We start from the raw sequence: 22,659 nt of genomic DNA, 5'->3' as shown, positions 1-22,659 counted from the left end.
AGCTAACGTAAGCTATGGCGAATAAGGGCGATTTAAAGAATGATAATTTCATTAATTTGCTAATTTGCAACACTTTTTGATTAATTTGTTCGATAAAAATTTTTCTGTCAACTGAATTACTTTACAAAAGTATTCAATTCAGAATTTTAGATGATAAATATTAACTTTTATTAAGCCAAGTTTTACGAGAAGATACGATTTTTTGTGCTTCAGATTAAAGGGAGGATAATAACAAGTTAAAGAAGGGATAATTTACCCTCTAGATAGCTCTGAATTTATCCCGGAAACACACAGGATAATGCAGGTAAGCGTTGCTTAACCGCAGAGGAGGTTTTATGAACGAAAAAGTAAAATCGGGTTCGCGGAATGTTGCAATTGTTGGTCCTTATTTAAGTGGAAAAACTACTTTACTAGAAAGCTTGTTATTTGTCACAGGGGCGATTTCTCGCAAAGGCACTGTGAAGGATGGCAACACAGTGGGGGATAGTGCGAATGAGTCGCGCGATCGCTTTAGGAGTGTAGAAGTAAGTGCAGCGAGTACTGAGTATAACGGTACTCGCTTTACTTTTATTGACTGTCCGGGTTCAGTGGAATTCGCCCAAGAGACTTATAACGCTTTAATGGGAGTCGATGCCGCAATTGTCGTTTGCGAACCCATCCGCGATAGAGTTCTCACTCTCGCGCCGCTATTTAAATTCCTCGACGACTGGGAAATTCCCCATCTCGTCTTTGTGAATAAAATGGATAGGGCAAGTATTCATGTTCTAGAGACATTACACGCCCTAAAAGCCGTTTCTAGTCGTCCCTTAGTCGCCCACCAATACCCCATCATGCAAGGTGAGGAATTGACAGGATTTATTGATATGGTGAGCGAACAGGCTTATCAATATCATCCCGGTGCACCTGCTGATCAAATTCCTTTTCCCGAAAACCTCAAAGAAGAAGAACATATAGCCAGGGCCCAAATGCTGGAAGCCCTAGCAAATTTTGATGATCATTTATTGGAAGAACTTTTAGAAGACATTGAACCACCCCAAGAGGAAATTTTCAAAGATTTAAAATTGGAATTAGGCGCTGATTTGGTTGTGCCGGTTTTCTTTGGTGTGGCGGAACTAGATTATGGTGTTAGACCTTTATTAGAAGCTTTGCTGCGGGAAGCACCGGAAGCAGAAACCACAATGGAACGGCGCTTAGGCAAAATTGCTGATACTCCTGTAGCGCAGGTGCTGAAAACTTACTACACTCCTCAAGGTGGCAAACTTTCCCTTGTGCGTGTTTGGCAGGGTACATTAACTGATGGAATTGTCCTCAATGGGATTCGCGCTGGTGGTATTTACCGTTTAATGGGACAACAACAGCAGTTTATTAATGAAGCTGGTGCTGGTGAAATTGTCGCTTTGAGTCGTTTGGACGGCGTGAAAACTGGGGATGTAATTTCTACAGTGCAGCCGGTGAGGGAGTTACCGAAAGCTGAACAGCTAGAACCTGTGTATGCTTTAGCGATTACTCCAGAAAAACGCAACGATGAAGTTAAACTCAGCAGTGCGATCGCTAAACTATTAGAAGAAGATCCTGCACTCGCTTGGCAACAACATGGGGACACCCACGAAGTCATTCTCTGGGGACAAGGGGAAATACATCTGCAAGTCGCTTTAGATAGACTGCGTCGCAAGTATAATTTGCCGATGTCCACCCATTTACCCCAAGTACCTTATAAAGAAACCATCCGTAAACCTGTGGCTTCAGTTCATGGACGCTATAAACACCAAAGCGGCGGACATGGGCAGTTTGGTGATGTTTTTCTCGATATTCAACCATTACCCAGAGGTACAGGTTTTAACTTTAGTGAAAAAATTGTTGGTGGTGTGGTTCCTAGACAATATATACCAGGGGTAGAAATGGGTGTGCGGGAATTTCTCACACACGGGCCTTTGGGTTTCCCGGTGGTGGATGTGGCGGTAACGCTGACAAATGGTTCTTATCACAGCGTAGATAGTTCCGAACAGGCTTTTAAACAAGCGGCGCGGCTAGCAATGCAAACTGGCATACCCCAAGGACAACCAACGCTGTTAGAACCGATTTTGCGGGTATTGGTGACTACTCCCAGTGAGTTTACCTCCAAGGTGCTGCAACTGCTGAGTGGTAGACGGGGGCAGATTTTGGGCTATGAAGGCAGACATGATTGGCAAGGTTGGGATAATGTATCTGCATTCTTGCCCCAAGCAGAGATGCAGAATTTTATCGTAGAATTGCGATCGCTCACTCTTGGCGTTGGTTCTTTCCACTGGGAACAAGATCATCTCCAAGAAGTGCCGGAAAAGCTTGCTGAACGCATTCTCACCAATGGTAATAATGGCGGGAATGGTAACGGTAAGTAAATTGAGATTTTAGAACTTACCCACGGTCGCAAATTCCCCTTTTAGGCTTTTTTGATGCGTTAGAGAACCACCTGTAGGGTGCGTTCCCTAACGCACAAATCATGATTTTTCAAGATACAAACCATACCACATATTTGCTATCTCCTGTCCGTTAAGTCCTAGATTTATCTAGAATCAAGTGAAATGTTTATACAGGGACACCTCTTGCGGGTGTCCTTTATTTTATAAACATCCCTAATTATCCTAACTTACAACAATTTTCGACTATTTAGACCAGAAACTTTGCATGCAACGTCTCTACAGGGGTTTGAATTTCTGTTCAGTAGCTTATTTACCTGGCAATTGCTGTAAGTATAGATAATCACAAAAAACCTGCTCTTGACAACAAGCTAGCTAAAAGTTCGCTTCGTCTTGCTGTTATCAAGCTAACGTTATTGGTAAAGAGGGTTTAATACACTGCCAATTTAATTTATTGACAATAGAGAACCACCTGTAGGGTGCGTTCCCTAACGCACAAATCATGATTTTTAAAGACACAAACCATACCACATATTTGCTATCTCCTGTCGTTAAGTCCTAGATTTATCTAGAATCAAGTGAAATCCTTATACAGGGACACCTCTTGCGGGTGTCCTTTATTTTATAAACATCCCTAATTATCCTAACTTACAACAATTTTCGACTATTTAGACCAGAAACTTTGCATGCAACGTCTCTACAGGGGTTTGAATTTCTGTTCAGTAGCTTATTTACCTGGCAATTGCTGTAAGTATAGATAATCACAAAAAACCTGCTCTTGACAACAAGCTAGCTAAAAGTTCGCTTCGTCTTGCTGTTATCAAGCTAACGTTATTGGTAAAGATGTTTTAATACACTGCAAACTTATTTCTTGACAAGAGAAAAAAAAATTGGTATGAAATTTAACACAGATAATTACAAAAAATAAAATCAAACAAGAGTAGATATGCCCATATCTCTAAAAAACCTGCTACTGCTTTTGCCAGTTAGCATTTATGCCCTAGCGTGCTTTTATTTTACTACTACCTATACAGGCACAGAGGCAGAATATTATCAAAAACTAGTTTTGTGTGCGGTATCATTCCTATGTAACTTTTACGTTTTGTACTACCACTACACCAACCCGCCACACCCGAAATTCCTCATGCTACCAAAAAGGAATTTATCAATCAAAACTCATGTAATCTCTGGAACTATAGAGGTTATCTTTGGTGTGATTGCCTTTTTTAGTAGTAGTCCAGAAATCCCCGCCATCATCATGGCGCTATCAGCCATAATCGGTCATGTCACTACATCTTTTTACCAAACACCGATTGTTTTTGGTGCCAAGAGTGCAATGATTCCGGGCTATTTATTCGTTGTAACTTTACATTTGTATTGTGCAGTTCATCTGCTCTTAGAACCTAATTCAACTCTTTGGTTGCTCAACACATTTTTGGTTCTGTGTATATACGTTTGGTGTCGAGTCTTTTACTTAATTTTTACAGTTGCAGGATTGTTCAAAAATAATCTTTACTCAGCCTCAATTCTCGCGGCTGGGGTATTGATATTACCTTCTGTATTGGGTGCTTCAGGCAATCTGTTATTTATCATTTTTGTGATTGGCTATAACGCTTTGTACAAATTGATTATCAATCCAACAGCAGCAGAATGGCTCAGTTGGACAAAAGAAAGTGCAAGACAAACCTTAATCGATGAAGATGCTAAAGAATTATGGCTAAGTAAGCATTTGTCGGTAAATTTAGATGGACTTGATGATCAAACAGTAGCAGCAGCACTTTTTTCTAAATTGGATAAAGATAATAGTGGAATTTTGGATAAAGAAGAATTGAGAACTCTTTGGCATGAGTGGCAAGTGCCAGATACTTTTATCGATAACTTTATTTCTCGAAATACCAAGTTAGACGGATTTAGCTTTGTTGAATTTTATGAAAAGATTTGGCAAATTAAAGGAGTGAAGGAACGACTGAAAAGAGAAAACCTGAAAAATGAACATCTGACTAAAGGTAAAAATATTACCAATGAAGAAAAAGCCAGATTGATTTTCGATCAAATTGATATCGATAGAAGTGGTTACATTGATAAATTTGAGATCACAACCCTATTGTTAGAGTGGGGATTACCTTCGATAGAGGTTGAAGAATACATCAGAAAATATGATGATGATAAAGACTTTAAATTTTCCTTTGAAGAATTTTTCAACAGAATGCGGCCAATTTGGTCATTTGCCTACTCAAATATAATTCTTATGACCTAATTTCAACCGCTGCGACCAAAAATACAAGTAGTAAGCTACAGGTAGGATGCGTCCCCTGACGCATCATCAACCCAAAGTTAAGGCTGAGTGTGTTCAATTGGAAATCCTAATTTATTGGATAGTTCCAAAACATTATTACTAAAATCTACAGTTCCAGCTACAGCCGCACCAACTATACCAGTGAGTGCTAACAATGCGCCAATACGAGCTTTGATTCGAGGTTTTTGCTTTTCAGGTATAGTTAGTTTAATATCTTCTTGCAAATCATCTAAATGTACTATAGCTTCTTCCCGTTGAGCTTCAGGAAAGGTTTGAGCTATCTCACGGAGAGAACTAATTAAGTTGTTTATTTCATTTATGTTTTGACAAATGTTTTGGGAAAAGTCAGAAGCAGTTTGACTAGCATTATTTTGAACTTGATTAGCAAAATTAGCGATATTTGCTCCACGTAAATCATTATCATTATTGTAATAATCTGGCATCATATCTCCATTAATAGTAAATTGAGAGTTTTCTATTTTAATACTTCTTAATGCGGCTGTATCCAAACTACCAAATAGTGGTTTTTCATCAATCATTCTAATTCCTTGACTTGTAATATGTACATATCTAAAATATGTTTCTCCTAAATATTTTTTAGTTTCGACTTCTTTTTCATCTTCCATAGGAAGAACAACTCGCACTACATCCTTAACATTAATATTAAGACTTTTAGCTATAAATTCAGGCGTTACATCAAAACACTTATAGCGGTCAGGATGCTCCCTATAGTACTCATATAAAATTAATAATACAGCCTGTCTTAATTCGTGATCAGTTGCTGTTACAGTATTCAATTTTGGAATTGAAATATATTTTTCAGTTGATAAATCTACATATATTGCTTGGAACGCAGGACAGTTATCTGAACATTTCTTTTCATAATCATGTTTGTTTTGAAAATAAATTTTTTGACACTTAGAGTCCCAGTAATGAGAACAAATTTCTTGTTTTGGGTCTCCCTCAAAAGTATGTGAGTTAATAAATAAGTGTAACTTGAGTGGGATAAAATTTTTACAATTTACCTGTTGAATAATTTCGGGGATTGGACATTCATTACAGACATCTACTGAAGTCGATGATGTATATCCTGTTTCTCGAATCTCAGCTATTTCACATTCTAGTTGTCCTTGGTTAAACTTTCTATAGAGGCATGGTTTCAGCATTATCAAGAATATTAGAGGTGAGATATGGCATTAATCTTAACACAACAATCAATATAATTGACAGTATTAAAAGTATAAAAAATATTTAAGTTTTATATGAATTACTTATTCTCTCGTTCCCAGGTTCTACCTGGCAATGCATTATGGAAGGCTCTGCCTTCTGTTAGCTTGGAAATACACTAAAAGAAACTTTGCTGTTTAAATGGGAGGTAGAACCTCTCAATAGGCATTCCCAGTCTCCGACTGGGAACGAGGTAATGTATCTTTTATAGGAATAGTCATAATGCTACAAATCTATATTTTCTATAATATCGAAAGACACACAAGGACTATCAACTTCTACTGCTGGAGTGAACGAACTGCAAAAAGTGACAGTAGAACAATTCACCTCAAATTCATCAGGATGAATGCATTCTGTAGAACCTTCCACCTCAACATAAAAACTACAGTCTTTGCAAATAGTTTTCTCAGTCAATTTATTTAATGTCATTCTTATGATTTCTTGTCGATGTTACTCAACTTAAATTCAAAAAACCTCTCCCACCCAAAATTATTAGCCTCTCTCTTCGCTATGCCTAACGGCAGGCTTACGCCAACGGGGAGAGGAATGGAAGCGGGGTCATTACCGCAACCCTTGCTCTTTTAATAAATCATTCACCCAAGCAACATCAGCTTCCCCAATAGGTGGAACTGCTTCACGACTATAATCTATAGCCAAATCAAAACCAGCACGGTCAAATAAATCCTGTATCACAGCTTGTAAATCTAATATCGGTTCTGTATCACCCTTGCGTAGAGGTAAAACAAAAGCGGGAATCGGTTCTTGTAAATTAAAAGGATATAATTCTACTGTAGGACGTAATTGACTGCGACTAACCAAAATGCGATAATCTGACTGAATTTGATTACCCAAAATTGGCATAGGTTCACCACCACGCAGCAAATCTATTTCTATTAAATGAGTTGAACTTCCTAATACTTGTAGACGTTTATTTTCATAAGCTTTTCTACCTTCCCCAGAACGCTTATTTTTTGGCGATAAAACCTCAATTAGCGTCACAACTTCCCCCGTCCCCACTTCCCGCACCTCAAGGTAACTTTCCCGCACTTCTTCCGGCATAGGGATATTAACCGTCAGGGGTTTAGCAGGTGGTGAAGCTACAGCAATATTAGATGAACCTTTATCTATAGTCGTTAAAGAACGTCTAACAGTCACATCAGGAATACTAACTAAAACAGAACTATCATCTATTATTTGGTAAACCCGCTTTTCCACCGCTACCCGATATTTAGGTCGTAAATGAGGGAAAATTGTATCAGCTATAGCAATAATTAACCGACTATGAACTTCTGGCCACAGTTCAGGATGTTCTAAATAGGGGTTCATCCCTGGAAATGGTGAAGGCATTATGTAAACCACTCTTAGCAAATTGCTAACTTTTGCGTTCTTCTTTGCGCCTCTGCGTCTAACGCACTTCGTGCTAGAGCCTCCGGCACGCTCCGCGAACGCTTCGCTGGTGCGCGAAACAAAAATCAATTATTTATCCTAACAACCCCCTCTAAAACATGACTAATACACAAACTTGGTATATTGTCAAACATTCCGCTGGAAACTGTGAAATCATCCCCAGCAAACAACTTGAGGACGATAAACCAGAAATTATTGAACAGTGGGGGCCTTTTCCGAACCAAGGAGAAGCGATCGCACGTCGTGTAGGATTAATTAGGGCTGGCAAGTGCCAACCGCAATAAATTTTTAATTCTTATTTGTGGTGGTGGTAGTGATGCTATTAGCTGTTTGTTTACCTAACACTTCCACCGCTTTCGCAAATTGGGGATCTGCTGGTGTAGCGAGTTTATCTCGCTCCTTCAGCCACAATTCTTGTAACTGAGCCTCAGTCAACTCCACTTTCACATCTGGATCAATACCATGCTTGTTAATATCTTTACCGCTCGGTGTGTGGTATCTAGCAATAGTCACCGCCATTCCTGAACCATCTTCCAGAGGACGTACCGATTGCACTAGACCCTTACCAAAGGTTTGAGTACCCACTATAACGGCGCGTTTATTATCCTGCAATGCTCCTGAAAGGATTTCACTAGCACTAGCCGAACCTTTATTCACCAACACCACCAGCGGTTTAGTTGTCAGCGCCCTGCCGTTTGCCACTTCCCGCTCTTGCTCACCTTGGCGGTTAATGGTGGAAACGATTATACCTTTATTTAGCCACATCCGGGCAATTTCGACGCTAGAGAATAGCAAACCCCCAGGATTTCCGCGCAAATCGAGAATATAGCCAGATACCTGTTTAGATTCTAAATTGTTGATTGCACTTTGCATTTCCTTACCAGCGTTGGCGCTAAACTGGTTCAGGCGGATGTAACCAATATTGCCGGCTGGAGTTTGCTTTTGGGAAAACTTCACAGGATGGATTTCAATGCGCGATCGCTTAATGTCAAACTGTTTTTGTTTCCCGTTACGCTGAATTATCAGACTTACCTGGGTTCCTGCTTCCCCGCGAATCAGCGACACCGCTTGGTTAGTATCCATCCCCTCAGTACTTTTGCCGTCAATTTTGAGAATCACATCCTTAGACAGAATCCCAGCTTTAAAAGCAGGTGTATCCTCAATCGGCGCAATCACAACCAAACGCTTCGTTTTTTCATCCTGACTGATAGTGATCCCAATACCCGTCAGTTCCCCAGAGGTATCCACCTGCATATTCTTGAATTCCTCTGGATCCATAAACCGGGTATAAGGGTCTTCTAGCTTTTTGAGCATTTCCCGGATGGACTTATAAGCTTCCTGCTGACTACTGTAGGACTTGCCTAAATATTCTTGACGAACAGCCAGCCAATCAACCTGATTAAAGGTTCCGTCTACATATTGGCGCTGCACAATTTGCCAAACTTCGTCTACCAATTCCTTGGGACTTTCTTTAAATAAAGCCTGACCACGCGAATGGATGCCAAGGCTAGTAACAACAATTGTAGAGAGCGTTACCACCGTAGCACTCAAAACAAGCCTACTTTTTGTAATCACCATAATGACAGCTATGCCAGAGGGGAAAAATTATAGTCAGTATGCTCAATCTAACACAGGTATCACTGTAGAGACCGAGCATTTATTCTTAATTCACCAAGAAGCCTTGCTATCCGGCGACCTTTATGGCCACCGTTAAAAATTTCAAGGTTCTACCCAACGTCCATCTGCTTTAATGAGGTTAATTAACTCCTCTACCCCTTGTGCTTCTGGGACTTTTTTAATTTCTTCTCTACCGCGATACAAAGAAATGTAACCAGGGGTCTTACCTACATAGCCATAGTCAGCATCTGCCATTTCTCCAGGGCCATTGACAATGCAACCCATAACTGCTATGTCTAACCCTGTCAAATGTTTGGTGGCTTCCCGGACTGTGTGCAACACTTCTTCTAAATTAAACAAAGTGCGTCCGCAAGAAGGACACGCGACATACTCCACCATAGTTTTCCGCAATCCTAAAGCTTGCAGAATACTGTAGCAGACAGGAATTTCTTTTTCTGGCGCTTCTGTAAGCGACACGCGAATTGTATCACCAATCCCATCAGCAAGCAAAGTGGCAATCCCTGCTGTAGATTTAATCCGTCCATATTCCCCATCACCGGCTTCTGTGACACCTAAATGTAGGGGATAATCCATACCCAAGTTATCCAGGCGCTTGGCCATCAAGCGATAAGCAGCTACCATCACCGGTACCCGCGAGGCTTTCATAGAAATTACCAAGTTATGAAAGTCCAAAGATTCACAAATGCGAATAAATTCAATAGCCGATTCCACCATTCCTTCAGGAGTATCGCCATAGGTAAATAGCATCCTTTCAGCGAGGGAACCGTGATTTACCCCAATTCGCATCGATTTACCTTGATCTCGCAGAGAAACCACCAGAGGTGCGAGAGTTTCGCGGATTTTTTCGCCAATTTCATCAAATTCGTTTTGGGTGTATTCGGTGCGGTTGGTGTTTGGCTTTTCAAACACATACAACCCCGGATTAATCCGCACTTTCTCAATATGCTTGGAGACTTCCAGGGCGATTTTCATGCCATTGTGATGCACATCGGCGACAATGGGCACATCTCGGTAAGTCTTAATTAATTTTTGCTTAATTTCCGCCAACGCTTTAGCGTGTCCGAGACTGGGAACAGTGACGCGGACAATTTCGCAGCCAATTTCGTGCAGACGCCGAATACCCGCCACCGAACCATCGATATCTAGGGTGTCTTCGTTAATCATCGACTGCACCACCACCGGGTAGCCACCCCCAATGGTGACATCTCCCACTTTTACGGGACGGGTTTTCCGCCGTTTAATCGTTGTGTCGAAGGCGGGTTGAGTTGATGTAGTATTTGCAGTTGTAAGAGTGGGCAGAGTTTGCATAACCTGAACAGGTAAATTTGCTGTAGTTAAAATATCAGATTGTCAGAGCTTCTGTCTCTCAGATTGCCATAGGTGGGGTTGTTTTGGGTGATAAAGTGGCAAAAAAGCAGAAGTGCAATTATGCCGTATCCTTCTGCTTTTCGTCTGGCCGATAAGCATCCGCCATTTTTAGCTGTATATTATGAAACCTATTTCTGGCAGATAGTTTGACTCAACTGTTCAGATTATCTAACCAATCTCGCAAATCCTCCACTGTCGAAAAATCGAATAATGCTTCCCCTAAAACTTCAAGGCGTTCAACCTCTAAGCTTCTAACTTGAGCTTCTAATTCAGCATTAATTTCGCCTAATTTGCGCTTGAGTAGACGCACAACCAAATCTTTTTCTCGTTGAATACCTTGCTCAATTCCTTGTCTCATCCAACTGGTGACAATTTGCATAACGTTCTCCTGTTCTTCTTGTTTTAATGAACCTAATTCCGTTTGAAATCGCTGTTCTTCTGCTTGGTTAAGCTTCAGATAACTATCAATAAAACCTGAGATTAATTGCATTTTAGCAGGATTTAATTTTAAAGTTACTAACAACCTTAAACATTCTGCTTTGACTTTTGCTCTATCTGGGGGCGCTATGTCCATTTTGGACATTAAAGCAGAAGCTACCGGATTAGGACGGTTCAAAAAATCTCGCCAATTTAATTGATTGAGTTGCACAACTCGATAATTAAATTTTAAAACTTCAAAATCAGGAAAGTCAATTTGATAATTACTAACTGCTAAGGTTTTAGGGGAGTCATAAGAAAAAATAACAATGGGATAAATGGGTAGGTCGAATTTTTCATGTAAGCGAGCGAAATAGCGGAACATTCGCTTATTAAATCTGGGACGTGAACCGGATTCTGCTTCAATATGAATCAGAAAATAAGAACGCTCACCTCGAAATGTCACCTGAGCAATCAAATCGGTTTCATACTTTTCTCCGGCGGTGACATCGGTAAACATCTCCTTATCTAATAAGGTAACGGAATCAGTATCAAGATAATTGATAACTTCGGGAAAAAAGAGTTCTATGAATTCGATGAAAAAGGTTGAAAGAAGCTCTTTGAATAAACAGTCATGATCTATGCTTTCAGTCATGAATTTCTAACTCTCATACTTCATGCAACAAAAGTAGTAAAATAATCCTTATAGGCTGACTCTGGTAAACCAAGTTATCTCAGTTCAATGCTATAGCAATCCTAAATCATTTGTGATAGCGCAGCGTGGCGTTAGCCATACAACAAGATACCCGACTTCTTAGAGAAGTCGGGTATCTGAGAGTAACTTCATGGTATGGGTGGTGCGTTATACTTCGTTGCCCTTCTTATTCCCCATCAAAATCGCCTTTTATAAACTATGGTGACAAAATGACACCATAATGATAAAATTAAATTTCATACATAACCTAAAATGAGCCATGTCTTCCACTTCTTCTGTTAATGATGCAAGGGTGACAGCAAGGATTTCCTCTCAGGTTAAGGAAATTTTGGAACAAGCCGCAGCCCTATCTGGAGCGACTTTAAACCAGTTTTTAGTTCAGGCAGCCCTTAAAGAAGCTCACAAGATTTTAGAAGCAGAACGGGTAATTAACTTATCCGAACAAGATGCTGATACAGTCTTTAGCCTAATTGAAAATCCTCCTGAACCGAATCTTGCTTTGAAAGCGGCTGCTGTTAAACATCAAGCATTCTTCCGTGAAAATCATTGAACTGCTGAATAAATCCCATGACCGCCAAAGTTTTAATTGTGGTAATGAGACGCTAAATCAATTTCTGATCTGCACTGCACGGCAGCATATTCAAAAAGGCATTTCTCGCACCTTTGTTTTGGTTGATACAGAACAACCAAAAACCATTATTGGCTTTTTTACTTTGTCAATTTGTGAAGTGCAAGCCGAAAAGTTACCACCACGGCTTGCTAAAAAATACCCCACAAAAGTTCCTGGTGTTAAATTAGCACGGTTAGCTGTTACCCAAGACTGGCAACGGCAAGGAATTGGCGAAATTCTGATGCTTGAAGGGATGCAACGGGCTTTGGTGATTGCTGAAAATGCGGGAGTAATTGGTCTGTTTGTTGATGCTAAAGATGAGGAAGCTAAAGCTTATTATCAACGCTATGGCTTTGTTAGTCTCTTGGATACTCCTTTAGAAATGCTCTTACCTCTGGGAACTGTTAAACAGCTATTTTGAAGATTGGAAACAGCTTCACATCAAAATTACAAATTTTCCAGAAGCTATAGAAACGAAGGTTTTAATTAAATCATGACTACCCAAACAACAACCCAACTCCCCATTCCCCCACACTTTAACGCTGATAAAGTCGGGGAAGTGTGGCGCGTACCTTACCAACAACGGGCCGCTGAAGCTGAAATATTTGCCAAACAACAAAATATCCAACCAGCAGGTTTAGATAAAACCCGCGTCTGTCTACTTTTAATTGATGTCCAAAATACCTTTTGTATCCCCGATTTTGAATTATTTGTTGGGGGACAATCTGGAAAAGGCGCGGTTGATGATAATCAACGTTTGTGTGAATTTATCTATCGCAACTTGGGAGTAATTACGACAATTACCCCAACCCTGGATACTCACACAGCAATGCAAATCTTCCATCCCATCTTTTGGGTAAATGCTGCTGGAGAACACCCGACACCGGCAGCTACCAGCATCACCCCCGCAGATATTGACCAAGGTATCTGGAAAGTTAACCCGGCGGTTGCTAATAGTATTACTAATGGTGATTATGAATTATTAGAAAAACACGCTTACCACTATGTTAAACAACTCAGTCAAGATGGTAAATTTCCCTTAATAATTTGGCCTTTTCATTCGATGTTAGGCGGTATCGGCCATGCTTTGGTTTCGTCGGTGGAAGAAGCTGTATTTTTTCATTGTGTTGCGCGTCAAAGTCAAACACAATTTGAATTGAAAGGGGAGAATCCTTTAACAGAAAATTATTCGATTTTGCGCCCAGAAGTGTTGGTAGATTTTAATCAAAATCCCCTGGCTCAAAAGAATACACGCTTGATTCAGCAACTTTTAGAATTTGATGCTGTAATTATTGGTGGACAGGCTAAAAGTCATTGTGTTGCTTGGACAATTGATGATTTGTTAACAGAAATTCTCCAGGTAGATGCTACCCTAGCTAAAAAAATCTATCTTTTAGAAGATTGCACTTCTCCGGTTGTGGTTCCGGGTGTGGTTGACTACACAGAACAAGCTAATGCTACATTTGCTAGGTTTGCTGAGGCGGGAATGCACATTATCCAATCTACTGAAATTATTACCAACTGGCTAAAGTGAAGTTTTTGGTTGCATCAAAGCCTGAAACTCATTTGAATGGCGAACGTTGTCAAAATCAGGGTCAATTTTTGCTGCTTCTAGAAATGTAGAATCGCTGAGAGAGACGGCTTGTTGCAAGTTTTGAATAGTTTGTTGAATATCACCATGTAGGGCGTAACAGCAAGCTATATTATAAAAAGTATCGGCGTTGTCTGGTTTGATTTCTAGAGCTTTGTGATAGCTAGCGATCGCATCCTCATAGCGTCCTAACTCACACAGGACAATGCTTTTGTTCTCCCAAGCGGCAAATTTGTCAGCTAAAACTGCGATCGCATGGTTACAGGAGGCGATCGCATCTTCAACACGACCAAACCGAACCAGCACCTCAGCCCAATCATACCAAGCAAATTCACTCTCAATTTGGCACTTCAGGGCTTTTTCATGGCTGATAAGCGCCTCTTCATAATTCCCTAATTTTTCTAATACTTCGCCCCGCAACGACCAAGCTGCGGATCTATCTGGTTTGATTTCTAGGGATTTATCGTAACTAGCAAGTGCTTCATCATAGCGGTTCAATTTCTCCAGAACTTCCCCCTTCTCATACCAAGTAATGTAATTATCTGGTTCGATTGTTAGGAGGTTTTCATAAATAACCAGAGAGTCATCATAGCGACCCATTTCTGATAACATACAGCTAAGTTCTTGCCGTACTGCATAACCATCAGGTGCAATTTCTAGAGTTTTATTGTAAGAGGTAAGTGCTTCGTCATAGCGTTGTAATCGATATAGACAAAAGCTCAGATCCCACCAAGCATCAAAGTGATCAGGTTGGATTTCCAAGGCTTTATTGAAGCTAAACAAAGACTCTTCTAAATAATTTAGACGTTCTAACTGAACTTGTCCCCGACGATGCCAAGCAGAGAAGTTATCGGGCTGAATTTCTATGACTTTGTTAAAATTAGCCAGTGCTTCTATTGCTGTTTCTTCGGTGTTTAAAAGAAATAAACTCCAGCCGCGTTCATTCCATGCTGCAGATAAATCTGGTTGAATTTCTATAGCTCTATCAAAGCTAGCGATCGCATTTTTATATGCTCCTACAAAGTTATGCTCTAATCCCTGTCGGAAAAATAAATCTGCTTCTAAATTCACCATTTGATTCATAAAGTCCTTTGTTTATAAAATAATTAAATTATTCCAACAGCGAGTACGGAATAAGCTAATGGTAGATTTGCAAGATTTGCTAAAGGGAGAATTCACCTGATCAAATCTACTGATGAAATTTGGTAATTGATAAACAGGTAAGAGGTAGTTGGAAAAACGATTACCCATCACCCATCACCCATCACCCATTACCCATTACCCATTACCCATTACCCATTACCCATTACCTCATTTCTTTAAATAACCCTTGGGATCTTCTGCTACCCAACCAAGAGAAGAACTAGAACGCATTTCAAAATGCAGATGGGGTTGAGTGGCTGTAGGCTGTCCGCTGGTGCCGACAGTACCTACTAAGTCTCCTTTTTGTACTTGCTGACCAACTGCAACTTTGATACTGTCAAGTTGGGCGTAGCGGCTTTGGAGTCCGCCACTGTGGTTAATGATGACTAAATTGCCATAAGTGTTTTGGTTATTGGCAAAAACTACAGTTCCTGGTGCGATCGCATCTACAGGAGTACCCACTGCTGCTAACAAATCTACACCACTATGAAAAAAAACTTCACCTGTAGCTGGGTTAATTTGCCAGCCATAAGCTAAAGCTACAGTTGCCGTTTCTGGTAATGGATACCCAGTTATTTTAATCCCAGGAGTCGTAGGTGTGGGGGACTCAATCACAGCACGATTCGGTGAGCCATTTACCCCCGGAACAAACACAATTCTGGGATCTTTTTGGCAACCATTTACCTCAAACAAGGTATCGGCGCGGACTTTATACTTTACCGCTACTTGTCGCCAAGTCTGACCACGAGGCACTTCTACCACAATCCCATTGTAGGGAGGAATTTGCAGCTCGCTACCAACGGATACCTTGCCGTTGCTTACAGCGGGATTCATCACAATAATTGTCGCGGGAATGAGATTATAGCGTTGTGCTATACTCTCCAAAGTTTCGCCACGGGCAACTTTATGGCGTTGAAAGCGAGAGAGGGCGGGAATTGGACAACCTGCTGTAGCAGCATTGGCGCTTTTCGGTTTTGGCAGTGTGGATATTAGCCCCAAAACGCTAACTAGGCTCAAGAGAAACAGTAGACGATAGGAACGAGTCATGAATAAACTTTAAGCGATCGCTAACTTTAGATTTTAGTTGGGGAGACACTAGATGTGTGGAACTAGGATAATCAAGGAACGAAAAATTACTGATTCCTCCTCTCTCCCCTTCCCTTTACGTGATCCTTAATACTTCATCCCAAATCCTGCTGTTTTTAGAAAAATAAATCTGTTCACTTGCCGTTTGCTTGACTACACTTAGAAATTAGCAACTGCATTGCTATCCTTGAGCGTAATTATTCTTAATTATCTTAATTAATATGAAGTTATCCTTGAAGCAACTGGCTGTTTATCTGTTTCTAGTTACCTTTGGTGGCGTTGCAGGTTTATTAGGCAGTCGTTATCTCACCCCACAAAATCGCTCGTTTCAAGAGCTAAAAAATGTCACAGTGGCTTTGCCTCCAGAATCAGTATCGCCTAATTCTGTTAATGGGCCGATTGGGGCTACTGGGGGCGATAATCTCAATTTTATTGCTACGGCTGTGCAAAAGGTCGGCCCGGCGGTAGTGCGAATTAATGCTACTCGCAAAGTGGCAAATCCCATCTCTGACGCTTTGAAAAATCCCCTGTTGCGCCGATTTTTTGGGGAGGATGAGGAACCAATCCCCCAAGAACGGATTGAACGTGGGACAGGTTCTGGATTTATTTTGAGTCAAAGTGGCGAATTATTGACCAATGCTCATGTAGTAGCAAATACCGATACAGTGCAAGTCACCCTCAAAGATGGTCGGACTTTTGAGGGCAAGGTGGTGGGAATTGATACTGTGACAGATGTGGCAGTAGTGAAAATTACCGCAGATAATTTGCCTACAGTACGGTTAGGCAATTCGCAAAACTTGATTCCAGGACAGTGGGCGATCGCCATTGGCAATCCCTTGGGTTTAGATAATACTGTCACTATTGGCATTATCAGCGCTACAGACCGGACTAGCGCTCAAGTTGGGGTTCCAGATAAGCGAGTCAGCTTTATCCAAACCGATGCCGCAATTAACCCTGGTAACTCTGGTGGCCCCTTATTAAACGCTCAAGGTGAAGTGATCGGCGTTAATACTGCTATCCGCGCCGATGCTCAAGGTTTGGGTTTTGCCATCCCAATTGAAACCGCCGCCCGTGTAGCTAATGAACTCTTTACTAAAGGGCGGGTGGAGCATCCTTTTTTGGGGATTGAAATGGCAGACCTTTCTCCTACCAAAAAACAGCAGATTAATCAAGAAAATAAGCTCAACATTCAGCACGATGTTGGCATTGTGATTAAGAGCGTCCTAGATAATTCACCAGCAAAGCAGGGAGGGCTGCTTCCGGGAGACATGATTCAAAAACTTAACGGCAAACCAGTTAAAACCGCTGCCCAAGTCCAGAAGCTGGTAGAGTCCAGCACTGTTGGAGACATTCTGGCAATCGAAGTCAACCGCAACGGTAAAACTCAAATCCTCAAAGTGCAGTCAGGGGCTTATCCCCAGAAGAAGTAGTCAATAGGGCCAAAATTTCTGGCTAGAGAATATTGGCAAGACGCGATTAATCGCGTCTTGAATTATTGACTAGACAAATTCTCTAACTGCATCCTTTGTTCCATTTGGCGCAGAAAGTACCCCGTCATCATTGCCGATGCTAATAGTCCCGCTAGGTTGTCCCGATCAGTTGTAATTTGCACGTTGAAATTTTCTGCGGGGAGCATTCCTACTAGTCCTTGGACGTTTTGGGAAATGATTTGCTTAATTTCGGGGCTGACAGACTGGGCGACACGGGCTAAAACTTCAGGAGACTGGTGCTGTAGATATTTGAGTAACTGATTGGGGTACTCACCAGAGTGGTCGCTTAGAAGCTGATTAGGGTGTTCGTCAGAGTTGTCATTCAGAAAGTTAGGATCAAATACCATTGGCAGTTGTTTTTAGCTTAGTTGCTAATTCTACTTTAAACCATAGTACAAGGCTAGTGCATTCTCCACAGGTATTAGCCGTTGATTGACCCTTGGTTCTATCCTCAGAACCTTTTACGACAGGGAAAAGCTATGTCGAGGTTTTTAATTTTTAATTTTTAATTTTTAATTGTTTAAGTTGGTTCTGTGGTTAGTTCTAGCTCTAATTCTAGTTGTTGTTCCTTTTGATCTGTGGGGAAGATTTGGGGGAGTTGCTCGATTTGGAAGTATTGATGAAACTTTGGGGTGATTTGTAGGGAGAAGGAGCGAGATTCATTGTCGCGGCGTTTGCGAACAAAACCCAGTTCCACTAGTTCGGGAACGTGTTGATAGACTCCAGAACCACGCAGGTTAATCAAGTCGGTTTGGAGTATGGGACTATTGAGGGCGATCGCTGCTAAAGTTCGCAAGGCACCAACACCCAGTTCCACAGGTATCAGCGTTTGTACTAAGTCATAAAAGTCAGACCGCAGTTGCAAACTGTAACCATCTGGCGTTTCTACCACTTCTAGGGCGCTATCTCGGCGGGCATAATTATCAATTAGTTCAATTATGCCTTCTTGCACTGTGGCGCGATCGCAGGCGGCATACTCGGCAATTTCGCCGAGGGATAAGGGCTTACCCTTTAAATAGAGAATGGCTTCTATCTTCGTCGCTGTAGCTTTGGTCATTGGTCATTGGTCATTGGTCATTGGTCATTGGTCATTGGTCATTGGTCATTGGTCATTGACAAAGAACAAGTGACTAGTACAGGTCGGCGGAAATAAACCACCCATTGCAAATCTGTGAAAATCTGACACTGTATTCATTTTGAATTTTGAATGAGAGAATTTTGAATTCACACAAAGGGGATATATCAGAGTTACTCAAAAATCTCTTGAGATTCTGTTGCTGAGGATAAATTCGGCGATCGCTAAATCTTGGGGAGTGGTCACTTTTAAATTTGTTTCCTCTCCTTCGACGATACGGACTTCAATACCGCACTTTTCTAACAAAGCGGCATCGTCAGTTACTTCCCAACTCTGACGCACACCCTCAGCATGGCACTGTTTCAACAATTTGACATTAAAGCCTTGGGGCGTTTGGGCTGCCCACAGTTGCCGTCTGTCTGGTGTACTTTGAATTATGCCATTTTGATCAACGACTTTGATTGTGTCTTTGACGGCTACAGCAGCAATTAAACCGGGACAGTGGCGGATAGCAGCAGCACAAGAATTGAGTAAATCTGGTGTGGCTAGGCACCTGGCGCCATCGTGAATCAAAACTTGTTCGGCGGCGGCTGGTAGTGCTTGCAAACCGTTGTAAACTGACTCTTGGCGAGTGGAACCGCCGGGAATAAATTCTACTGATTTGGTCAACTTCAGGTCAGCGATAATTGCTTTCAGGTCAGGCCAATCATGGGGTTGGGAAATAATCCCGATCCAATTGATGGAACTCGCAGCTTGGGCGGCTAACAAAGTCCAAGCTATTATCGGTTGCGATCGCACTTTCAGCAGGAGTTTATTGCGGTCACTGCCCATTCTTGTTCCTATACCCGCAGCTGGAATTAGTAAATACACAAAATTCCTCCATTTTAAAATTAGGGGCACTTTTACAAGGGGCAAGGGGGAGAAGAATTAATTTTTATACCCAATCCCCAATACCCAATCACCAATACCCAATCCCCGATACCTATATTCCCCTAAAATAGGGAGCGAGTAAGCGTCAATAAATATTATGCGAGTAGTAGCCCTTGTACCTGGCTCAATTGGCGACCAAATTCTTTTCTTTGCGACTCTAGATGACCTGAAGCGTTATTACCCCAACGCTCAGATAGATGTCGTGGTAGAACCGAGGTCAAAGGCTGCCTACCGAGTGAGCAAGTCAGTTCACGAGGTTTTAACCTTTGATTACAAAGATCGTAACAGTCTGGCAGATTGGGGTAACTTGGTGGGCACAATTCGCGATCGCGAGTATGATGCCGCCATTGCTGTTGGACAAAGTTGGTTAGTGGGTCTTTTCCTCTGGTTGACGGGAATTCCCGTACGCATTGGCTACAAAGGCAAAGGTTCGGTTTTTCTCACTAATGCTATACCGCTCAAATCATCCCAGTATGCAGCGGCGATCTACCATGATCTGCTACAACCATTCGGTATTAATTCTCCTTGTCCAGAGTTAGCCGTAAATGTGCCAAAACCAGATATTGAGTGGGCACAAAGGGAACAAAAACGCTTAGGGGTGCATGAAACAGGCTATATCTTGATTAACGGTGCTTCTAGCCATTTAGCCCTAGCTGATGGTCTGGATACAGCCTACCCAATGGAGAATTGGCAGCAAATTATTCAAGAATGCCAACATAAGCAGCCAGATATGCCTGTGATGGTGATTCAAGGGTGTGACGATGAGCAGTTTGTAGGCTTACCTACGGGGGGGCGTAGCCCATGGCCGTCGCTTCTGGAGTCTTCTCCAGATATCAAGGTGACGAAGCCAGATGATATCGGCAAGTTAGCTGCCATCATTGGCGGGGCGAGTTTGATGTTATCTACCGACAGTATGCCACTACAATTGAGTGTGGCAGTGCAAACCTACACCATTGCCCTATTTGGTTCCACAGATCCAGCAAAATTGTTACCAAAAAGTGATAAATTCCTGGCCATTAAATCCCCTACGGGCAAAATGGCGGATATTTCACCCCAAACTGTTTTGGAGAAAATCTGGAGTGGGTGAAGTACTCCAACCTGCAACGCTTACGGTTGGAGCTTCTAATATCTTAGAAATTCCAATCTTTTAGCTAAAACAAAAAGAAGCCTCTCACTCACCCCCATAGGGGAGTGATGAGATGAATTTTTGGGCGGTAAGAAGTCCCACCCCCGATCAATAGCGACGGTCACTCGCTGAGTGAGTGGGGTGGGCGACGAATCGCCAAGCTTTGAACTAGGGTTCTTAGCGCTTCAGACATCGGTATATCCAAGCTTTGTGCAAACTCCTTCAAAAGTGCCAACTCTCTATCATTAAGCCTTGTTTCAACTCTGTTTATTCTAGACATAGTTACGACGATTCACCGTAACCATGATATGCTTAAGTAGTGCAGGTTTAATCAAATTAATAGCTAACGGCTTCCTGCACTCTGTACCTTGAAAACTCAGAGTATGGGGTTCTACCCAGTAACAGATACTTATGTTTGCTTTCTGTGGGTAGGTAAAACTCTGACAGTACATAGATTGAACATATTTTGTACTTGTTCAATTCTGCGGAGGGGCATCTCGTGGAATTAAAATAAAGCTCAGTTAATGTCCGACGGGATACCGGGAGTCTCTGAGAAGCCTACACTGTATGCTTGCATCAGTATAGGAGTATGTCACTGACCCCCGAATAGCATTCGGGGGCTGGAGTGCATTCAGTACTGCTGACTGCTAGGCCCCGCACTCACTACAGCACTTTCTACTCAGAACTTTTTGGTGAGGGTTACCCGTTCGCTGTTTCAATCATTTCAAAAAAAGCATCATCTAATTCATAACCCAGTATTTGCGCTAGGGATTTAAGCCGCGATTGACTGGGGATATCTTGTTGTTTGAGCCAAGCACTCAAAATAAAGATTTTGTGCATCAAAAAAATTTCTAAGGCTTCAGGATTGTACTGTATGCCTTCTTTGGAACTGAACTGATGCGGTACAAGCATAGCCGCGTAACGGGCAAATTCCCCAGCTTTCCAATCTAGTAAAAATGGCAACCAGGGGTATTTGGCATCAAGACGCACAAACCACAGCCTCACCTCTGGAATTTCTGAAAGTTCCCGTGGATCCCCTGGTTCCAGTTCGTAATTGACCTCAAAGCGCAGTTGCTGTTCATGGGATGCAATGGCTCCATCTTGCAGCAGTGGTTCAATCACCGTTGAAGCTGGCGACAGATCCAGATTGTTAATGGAGTCATTATTGAGGGCGATCGTCATTGTCATTAACTGGGCGGCTACTTTTTTATTACTTATCTTATTACTTAAACAGTAGGATTTAAAATCCACGGTAGCAGATATGTTAGCACGGATACTTTTTTGCTAACAATTAACTGGACTTCCATACGCAGACGCTTATTTTGCTAAACTAAGCACCTGCCCTAAGGTGGACATTTGCAGCAATTCTAAGCTAAAGTTGTAATGAGTTTGTTTTAGATTAAGATGTAAAAACACAACTGTCAACAAGCAAAAAAAATATTGCCCCAGCCTTTAATTTCCGCAGCAATCATCAGCAACAACAAAGGTATCAGGTGAAATGAAAGTATGTAATATCCTTGGATATAAAAATAACCAATAAACATTGAACTGGGAAAATTACTCCAACAGTTAACAAAGCTGAAATATGCAAAAGCAAGCGATTTCTACAAAACCAATTCGTTCTCTAGAAGATGCTCTGGAGCGGTGTCAACTGCTGGGTATGCGTGTCAGCCGCCAGCGCCACTTTATTCTGGAACTCCTTTGGCAAGCCAATGAGCATCTTTCAGCGAGAGAGATTTACGATCGCTTGAACCAACAAGGTAAAGAGATCGGTCATACATCTGTCTATCAAAATTTAGAAGCCTTATCTAGTCAGGGAATCATTGAGTGTATTGAGCGTAGCGACGGGCGTTTATATGGAAATATCAGTGATTCTCACAGTCATATCAACTGTATAGATACAAATCAAATTCTTGATGTTCATGTGAAACTACCAGAAGAAGTTATCCGCGAAATTGAAGCACAAACAGGAGTGCGGATTACAGACTACACTATTAATTTTTATGGTTACCGTAACTCACAATAACAGTGGTGACATACTCCTACACTGACTCTAAGAGTACAGTGTAGGCTTCCAAGACAATCCGGCTATTGCTTAGGAGACTCTTGGCTTTAAGAACGGGATGCCCCGCCGCTCTGTTTTT

22 protein-coding genes are annotated in these 22,659 nt (G+C 41.7%); 10 read left to right on the top strand and 12 right to left on the bottom strand.

Annotation, left to right across the window (positions count from 1 at the left end):
* Nucleotides 1–335 precede the first annotated feature (335 nt).
* Both H6G32_RS18715 and H6G32_RS18710 read left to right on the top strand, forming a co-directional pair.
* Complete coding sequence (locus H6G32_RS18715) at nucleotides 336–2,378, top strand: elongation factor G (protein WP_190460936.1); 2,043 nt, start codon at nucleotides 336–338, stop codon at nucleotides 2,376–2,378.
* 964 nt (nucleotides 2,379–3,342) lie between these two features.
* Nucleotides 3,343–4,653, top strand: a complete 1,311-nt coding sequence (locus H6G32_RS18710) for an EF-hand domain-containing protein (protein ID WP_190460934.1) — start codon at nucleotides 3,343–3,345, stop codon at nucleotides 4,651–4,653.
* A gap of 77 nt (nucleotides 4,654–4,730) precedes the next feature.
* On the opposite strand, the gene H6G32_RS18705 is transcribed toward H6G32_RS18710, so the two are convergent.
* From H6G32_RS18705 to H6G32_RS18695, 3 genes are all read right to left on the bottom strand, one after another.
* The gene (locus H6G32_RS18705) at nucleotides 4,731–5,858 is read right to left on the bottom strand and encodes a hypothetical protein (protein ID WP_190460932.1); all 1,128 of its coding nucleotides are present in this window, start codon (nucleotides 5,856–5,858) and stop codon (nucleotides 4,731–4,733) included.
* Between the two features lie 286 nt (nucleotides 5,859–6,144).
* Nucleotides 6,145–6,348 carry a hypothetical protein gene (locus H6G32_RS18700; protein WP_190460930.1) on the bottom strand — a complete coding sequence of 68 codons (204 nt, stop codon included), beginning with the start codon at nucleotides 6,346–6,348 and terminating at the stop codon, nucleotides 6,145–6,147.
* Nucleotides 6,349–6,480: 132 nt separating this feature from the next.
* Nucleotides 6,481–7,266: a DUF4058 family protein gene (locus H6G32_RS18695; RefSeq protein ID WP_190460928.1), complete on the bottom strand. Its 786-nt coding sequence runs from the start codon at nucleotides 7,264–7,266 to the stop codon at nucleotides 6,481–6,483.
* 158 nt (nucleotides 7,267–7,424) lie between these two features.
* Between H6G32_RS18695 and H6G32_RS18690 the strand changes: the two genes are divergently transcribed.
* Nucleotides 7,425–7,610, top strand: coding sequence for a transposase (locus H6G32_RS18690; protein WP_190460926.1), 186 nt, complete (start codon nucleotides 7,425–7,427; stop codon nucleotides 7,608–7,610).
* Between the two features lie 4 nt (nucleotides 7,611–7,614).
* On the opposite strand, the gene ctpC is transcribed toward H6G32_RS18690, so the two are convergent.
* Nucleotides 7,615–8,904 carry a carboxyl-terminal processing protease CtpC gene (gene ctpC, locus H6G32_RS18685; RefSeq protein ID WP_190460925.1) on the bottom strand — a complete coding sequence of 430 codons (1,290 nt, stop codon included), beginning with the start codon at nucleotides 8,902–8,904 and terminating at the stop codon, nucleotides 7,615–7,617.
* A gap of 1 nt (nucleotide 8,905) precedes the next feature.
* Here ctpC and H6G32_RS27140 point away from each other — a divergent pair, with 1 nt between their 5' ends.
* Complete coding sequence (locus tag H6G32_RS27140) at nucleotides 8,906–9,040, top strand: hypothetical protein (protein ID WP_255502516.1); 135 nt, start codon at nucleotides 8,906–8,908, stop codon at nucleotides 9,038–9,040.
* A gap of 5 nt (nucleotides 9,041–9,045) precedes the next feature.
* Here H6G32_RS27140 and ispG read toward each other — a convergent pair whose 3' ends face one another.
* Entirely contained in the window at nucleotides 9,046–10,272 is a 1,227-nt protein-coding gene (ispG, locus tag H6G32_RS18680; protein ID WP_190460923.1) for a (E)-4-hydroxy-3-methylbut-2-enyl-diphosphate synthase, read from the bottom strand.
* 211 nt (nucleotides 10,273–10,483) lie between these two features.
* Nucleotides 10,484–11,404, bottom strand: a complete 921-nt coding sequence (locus H6G32_RS18675) for a DUF4351 domain-containing protein (protein WP_190460921.1) — start codon at nucleotides 11,402–11,404, stop codon at nucleotides 10,484–10,486.
* Nucleotides 11,405–11,723: 319 nt separating this feature from the next.
* Here H6G32_RS18675 and H6G32_RS18670 point away from each other — a divergent pair, with 319 nt between their 5' ends.
* From H6G32_RS18670 to H6G32_RS18660, 3 genes are all read left to right on the top strand, one after another.
* Nucleotides 11,724–12,014 (top strand): type II toxin-antitoxin system TacA family antitoxin, encoded by a 291-nt coding sequence (locus H6G32_RS18670; RefSeq protein ID WP_190460919.1) that lies wholly within the window; start codon nucleotides 11,724–11,726, stop codon nucleotides 12,012–12,014.
* A complete protein-coding gene (locus tag H6G32_RS18665; RefSeq protein WP_190460917.1) occupies nucleotides 12,001–12,495 on the top strand; it encodes a GNAT family N-acetyltransferase in 495 nt (164 codons plus the stop codon). Before H6G32_RS18670 ends, H6G32_RS18665 begins: the two co-directional genes overlap by 14 nt.
* Before the next feature lie 72 nt (nucleotides 12,496–12,567).
* On the top strand, nucleotides 12,568–13,608 hold the full coding sequence (locus tag H6G32_RS18660; protein ID WP_190460915.1) for an isochorismatase: 1,041 nt from the start codon (nucleotides 12,568–12,570) through the stop codon (nucleotides 13,606–13,608).
* Here H6G32_RS18660 and H6G32_RS18655 read toward each other — a convergent pair.
* Complete coding sequence (locus H6G32_RS18655; RefSeq protein ID WP_190460913.1) at nucleotides 13,600–14,748, bottom strand: tetratricopeptide repeat protein; 1,149 nt, start codon at nucleotides 14,746–14,748, stop codon at nucleotides 13,600–13,602. The genes H6G32_RS18660 and H6G32_RS18655 overlap by 9 nt on opposite strands.
* Nucleotides 14,749–14,976: 228 nt before the next feature.
* A complete protein-coding gene (locus H6G32_RS18650; RefSeq protein ID WP_190460912.1) occupies nucleotides 14,977–15,855 on the bottom strand; it encodes a LysM peptidoglycan-binding domain-containing M23 family metallopeptidase in 879 nt (292 codons plus the stop codon).
* Between the two features lie 260 nt (nucleotides 15,856–16,115).
* On the opposite strand from H6G32_RS18650, the gene H6G32_RS18645 reads away from it, so the two are divergent.
* Nucleotides 16,116–17,324, top strand: coding sequence for an HhoA/HhoB/HtrA family serine endopeptidase (locus H6G32_RS18645; protein ID WP_190460911.1), 1,209 nt, complete (start codon nucleotides 16,116–16,118; stop codon nucleotides 17,322–17,324).
* A 62-nt stretch (nucleotides 17,325–17,386) separates the two neighbouring features.
* Here H6G32_RS18645 and H6G32_RS18640 read toward each other — a convergent pair whose 3' ends face one another.
* From H6G32_RS18640 to ispD, 3 genes are all read right to left on the bottom strand, one after another.
* Nucleotides 17,387–17,731: a DUF760 domain-containing protein gene (locus H6G32_RS18640; RefSeq protein WP_190460909.1), complete on the bottom strand. Its 345-nt coding sequence runs from the start codon at nucleotides 17,729–17,731 to the stop codon at nucleotides 17,387–17,389.
* A 173-nt stretch (nucleotides 17,732–17,904) separates the two neighbouring features.
* A complete protein-coding gene (scpB, locus tag H6G32_RS18635; RefSeq protein WP_190460908.1) occupies nucleotides 17,905–18,441 on the bottom strand; it encodes an SMC-Scp complex subunit ScpB in 537 nt (178 codons plus the stop codon).
* Nucleotides 18,442–18,636: 195 nt separating this feature from the next.
* Nucleotides 18,637–19,329 carry a 2-C-methyl-D-erythritol 4-phosphate cytidylyltransferase gene (gene ispD, locus H6G32_RS18630; RefSeq protein WP_190460906.1) on the bottom strand — a complete coding sequence of 231 codons (693 nt, stop codon included), beginning with the start codon at nucleotides 19,327–19,329 and terminating at the stop codon, nucleotides 18,637–18,639.
* A gap of 157 nt (nucleotides 19,330–19,486) precedes the next feature.
* Here ispD and H6G32_RS18625 point away from each other — a divergent pair, with 157 nt between their 5' ends.
* Nucleotides 19,487–20,476 carry a glycosyltransferase family 9 protein gene (locus H6G32_RS18625; protein WP_190460904.1) on the top strand — a complete coding sequence of 330 codons (990 nt, stop codon included), beginning with the start codon at nucleotides 19,487–19,489 and terminating at the stop codon, nucleotides 20,474–20,476.
* A 738-nt stretch (nucleotides 20,477–21,214) separates the two neighbouring features.
* Here the strand turns inward: H6G32_RS18625 and H6G32_RS18620 are convergent.
* Nucleotides 21,215–21,703: a CRR6 family NdhI maturation factor gene (locus H6G32_RS18620; protein WP_190460903.1), complete on the bottom strand. Its 489-nt coding sequence runs from the start codon at nucleotides 21,701–21,703 to the stop codon at nucleotides 21,215–21,217.
* Between the two features lie 397 nt (nucleotides 21,704–22,100).
* Here H6G32_RS18620 and H6G32_RS18615 point away from each other — a divergent pair, with 397 nt between their 5' ends.
* Nucleotides 22,101–22,541: a Fur family transcriptional regulator gene (locus tag H6G32_RS18615; RefSeq protein WP_190460901.1), complete on the top strand. Its 441-nt coding sequence runs from the start codon at nucleotides 22,101–22,103 to the stop codon at nucleotides 22,539–22,541.
* Nucleotides 22,542–22,659: the final 118 nt, after the last annotated feature.

The organism is Cylindrospermum sp. FACHB-282 (assembly GCF_014697195.1).
In the GTDB taxonomy this organism is placed as follows: Bacteria; Cyanobacteriota; Cyanobacteriia; order Cyanobacteriales; family Nostocaceae; genus Cylindrospermum.
This window is presented reverse-complemented; position numbering and strand designations above follow the sequence as displayed.

Bases quoted from the DNA above. Each gene is read 5' to 3' on its own strand.
- H6G32_RS18715 (WP_190460936.1), top strand. From the start codon at position 336: ATGAACGAAAAAGTAAAATCGGGTTCGCGGAATGTTGCAATTGTTGGT.
- H6G32_RS18710 (WP_190460934.1), top strand. From the start codon at position 3,343: ATGCCCATATCTCTAAAAAACCTGCTACTGCTTTTGCCAGTTAGCATT.
- H6G32_RS18705 (WP_190460932.1), bottom strand. From the start codon at position 5,858: ATGCTGAAACCATGCCTCTATAGAAAGTTTAACCAAGGACAACTAGAA.
- H6G32_RS18700 (WP_190460930.1), bottom strand. From the start codon at position 6,348: ATGACATTAAATAAATTGACTGAGAAAACTATTTGCAAAGACTGTAGT.
- H6G32_RS18695 (WP_190460928.1), bottom strand. From the start codon at position 7,266: ATGCCTTCACCATTTCCAGGGATGAACCCCTATTTAGAACATCCTGAA.
- H6G32_RS18690 (WP_190460926.1), top strand. From the start codon at position 7,425: ATGACTAATACACAAACTTGGTATATTGTCAAACATTCCGCTGGAAAC.
- ctpC (WP_190460925.1), bottom strand. From the start codon at position 8,904: ATGGTGATTACAAAAAGTAGGCTTGTTTTGAGTGCTACGGTGGTAACG.
- H6G32_RS27140 (WP_255502516.1), top strand. From the start codon at position 8,906: ATGACAGCTATGCCAGAGGGGAAAAATTATAGTCAGTATGCTCAATCT.
- ispG (WP_190460923.1), bottom strand. From the start codon at position 10,272: ATGCAAACTCTGCCCACTCTTACAACTGCAAATACTACATCAACTCAA.
- H6G32_RS18675 (WP_190460921.1), bottom strand. From the start codon at position 11,404: ATGACTGAAAGCATAGATCATGACTGTTTATTCAAAGAGCTTCTTTCA.
- H6G32_RS18670 (WP_190460919.1), top strand. From the start codon at position 11,724: ATGTCTTCCACTTCTTCTGTTAATGATGCAAGGGTGACAGCAAGGATT.
- H6G32_RS18660 (WP_190460915.1), top strand. From the start codon at position 12,568: ATGACTACCCAAACAACAACCCAACTCCCCATTCCCCCACACTTTAAC.
- H6G32_RS18655 (WP_190460913.1), bottom strand. From the start codon at position 14,748: ATGAATCAAATGGTGAATTTAGAAGCAGATTTATTTTTCCGACAGGGA.
- H6G32_RS18650 (WP_190460912.1), bottom strand. From the start codon at position 15,855: ATGACTCGTTCCTATCGTCTACTGTTTCTCTTGAGCCTAGTTAGCGTT.
- H6G32_RS18645 (WP_190460911.1), top strand. From the start codon at position 16,116: ATGAAGTTATCCTTGAAGCAACTGGCTGTTTATCTGTTTCTAGTTACC.
- H6G32_RS18640 (WP_190460909.1), bottom strand. From the start codon at position 17,731: ATGGTATTTGATCCTAACTTTCTGAATGACAACTCTGACGAACACCCT.
- scpB (WP_190460908.1), bottom strand. From the start codon at position 18,441: ATGACCAAAGCTACAGCGACGAAGATAGAAGCCATTCTCTATTTAAAG.
- H6G32_RS18625 (WP_190460904.1), top strand. From the start codon at position 19,487: ATGCGAGTAGTAGCCCTTGTACCTGGCTCAATTGGCGACCAAATTCTT.
- H6G32_RS18620 (WP_190460903.1), bottom strand. From the start codon at position 21,703: ATGACAATGACGATCGCCCTCAATAATGACTCCATTAACAATCTGGAT.
- H6G32_RS18615 (WP_190460901.1), top strand. From the start codon at position 22,101: ATGCAAAAGCAAGCGATTTCTACAAAACCAATTCGTTCTCTAGAAGAT.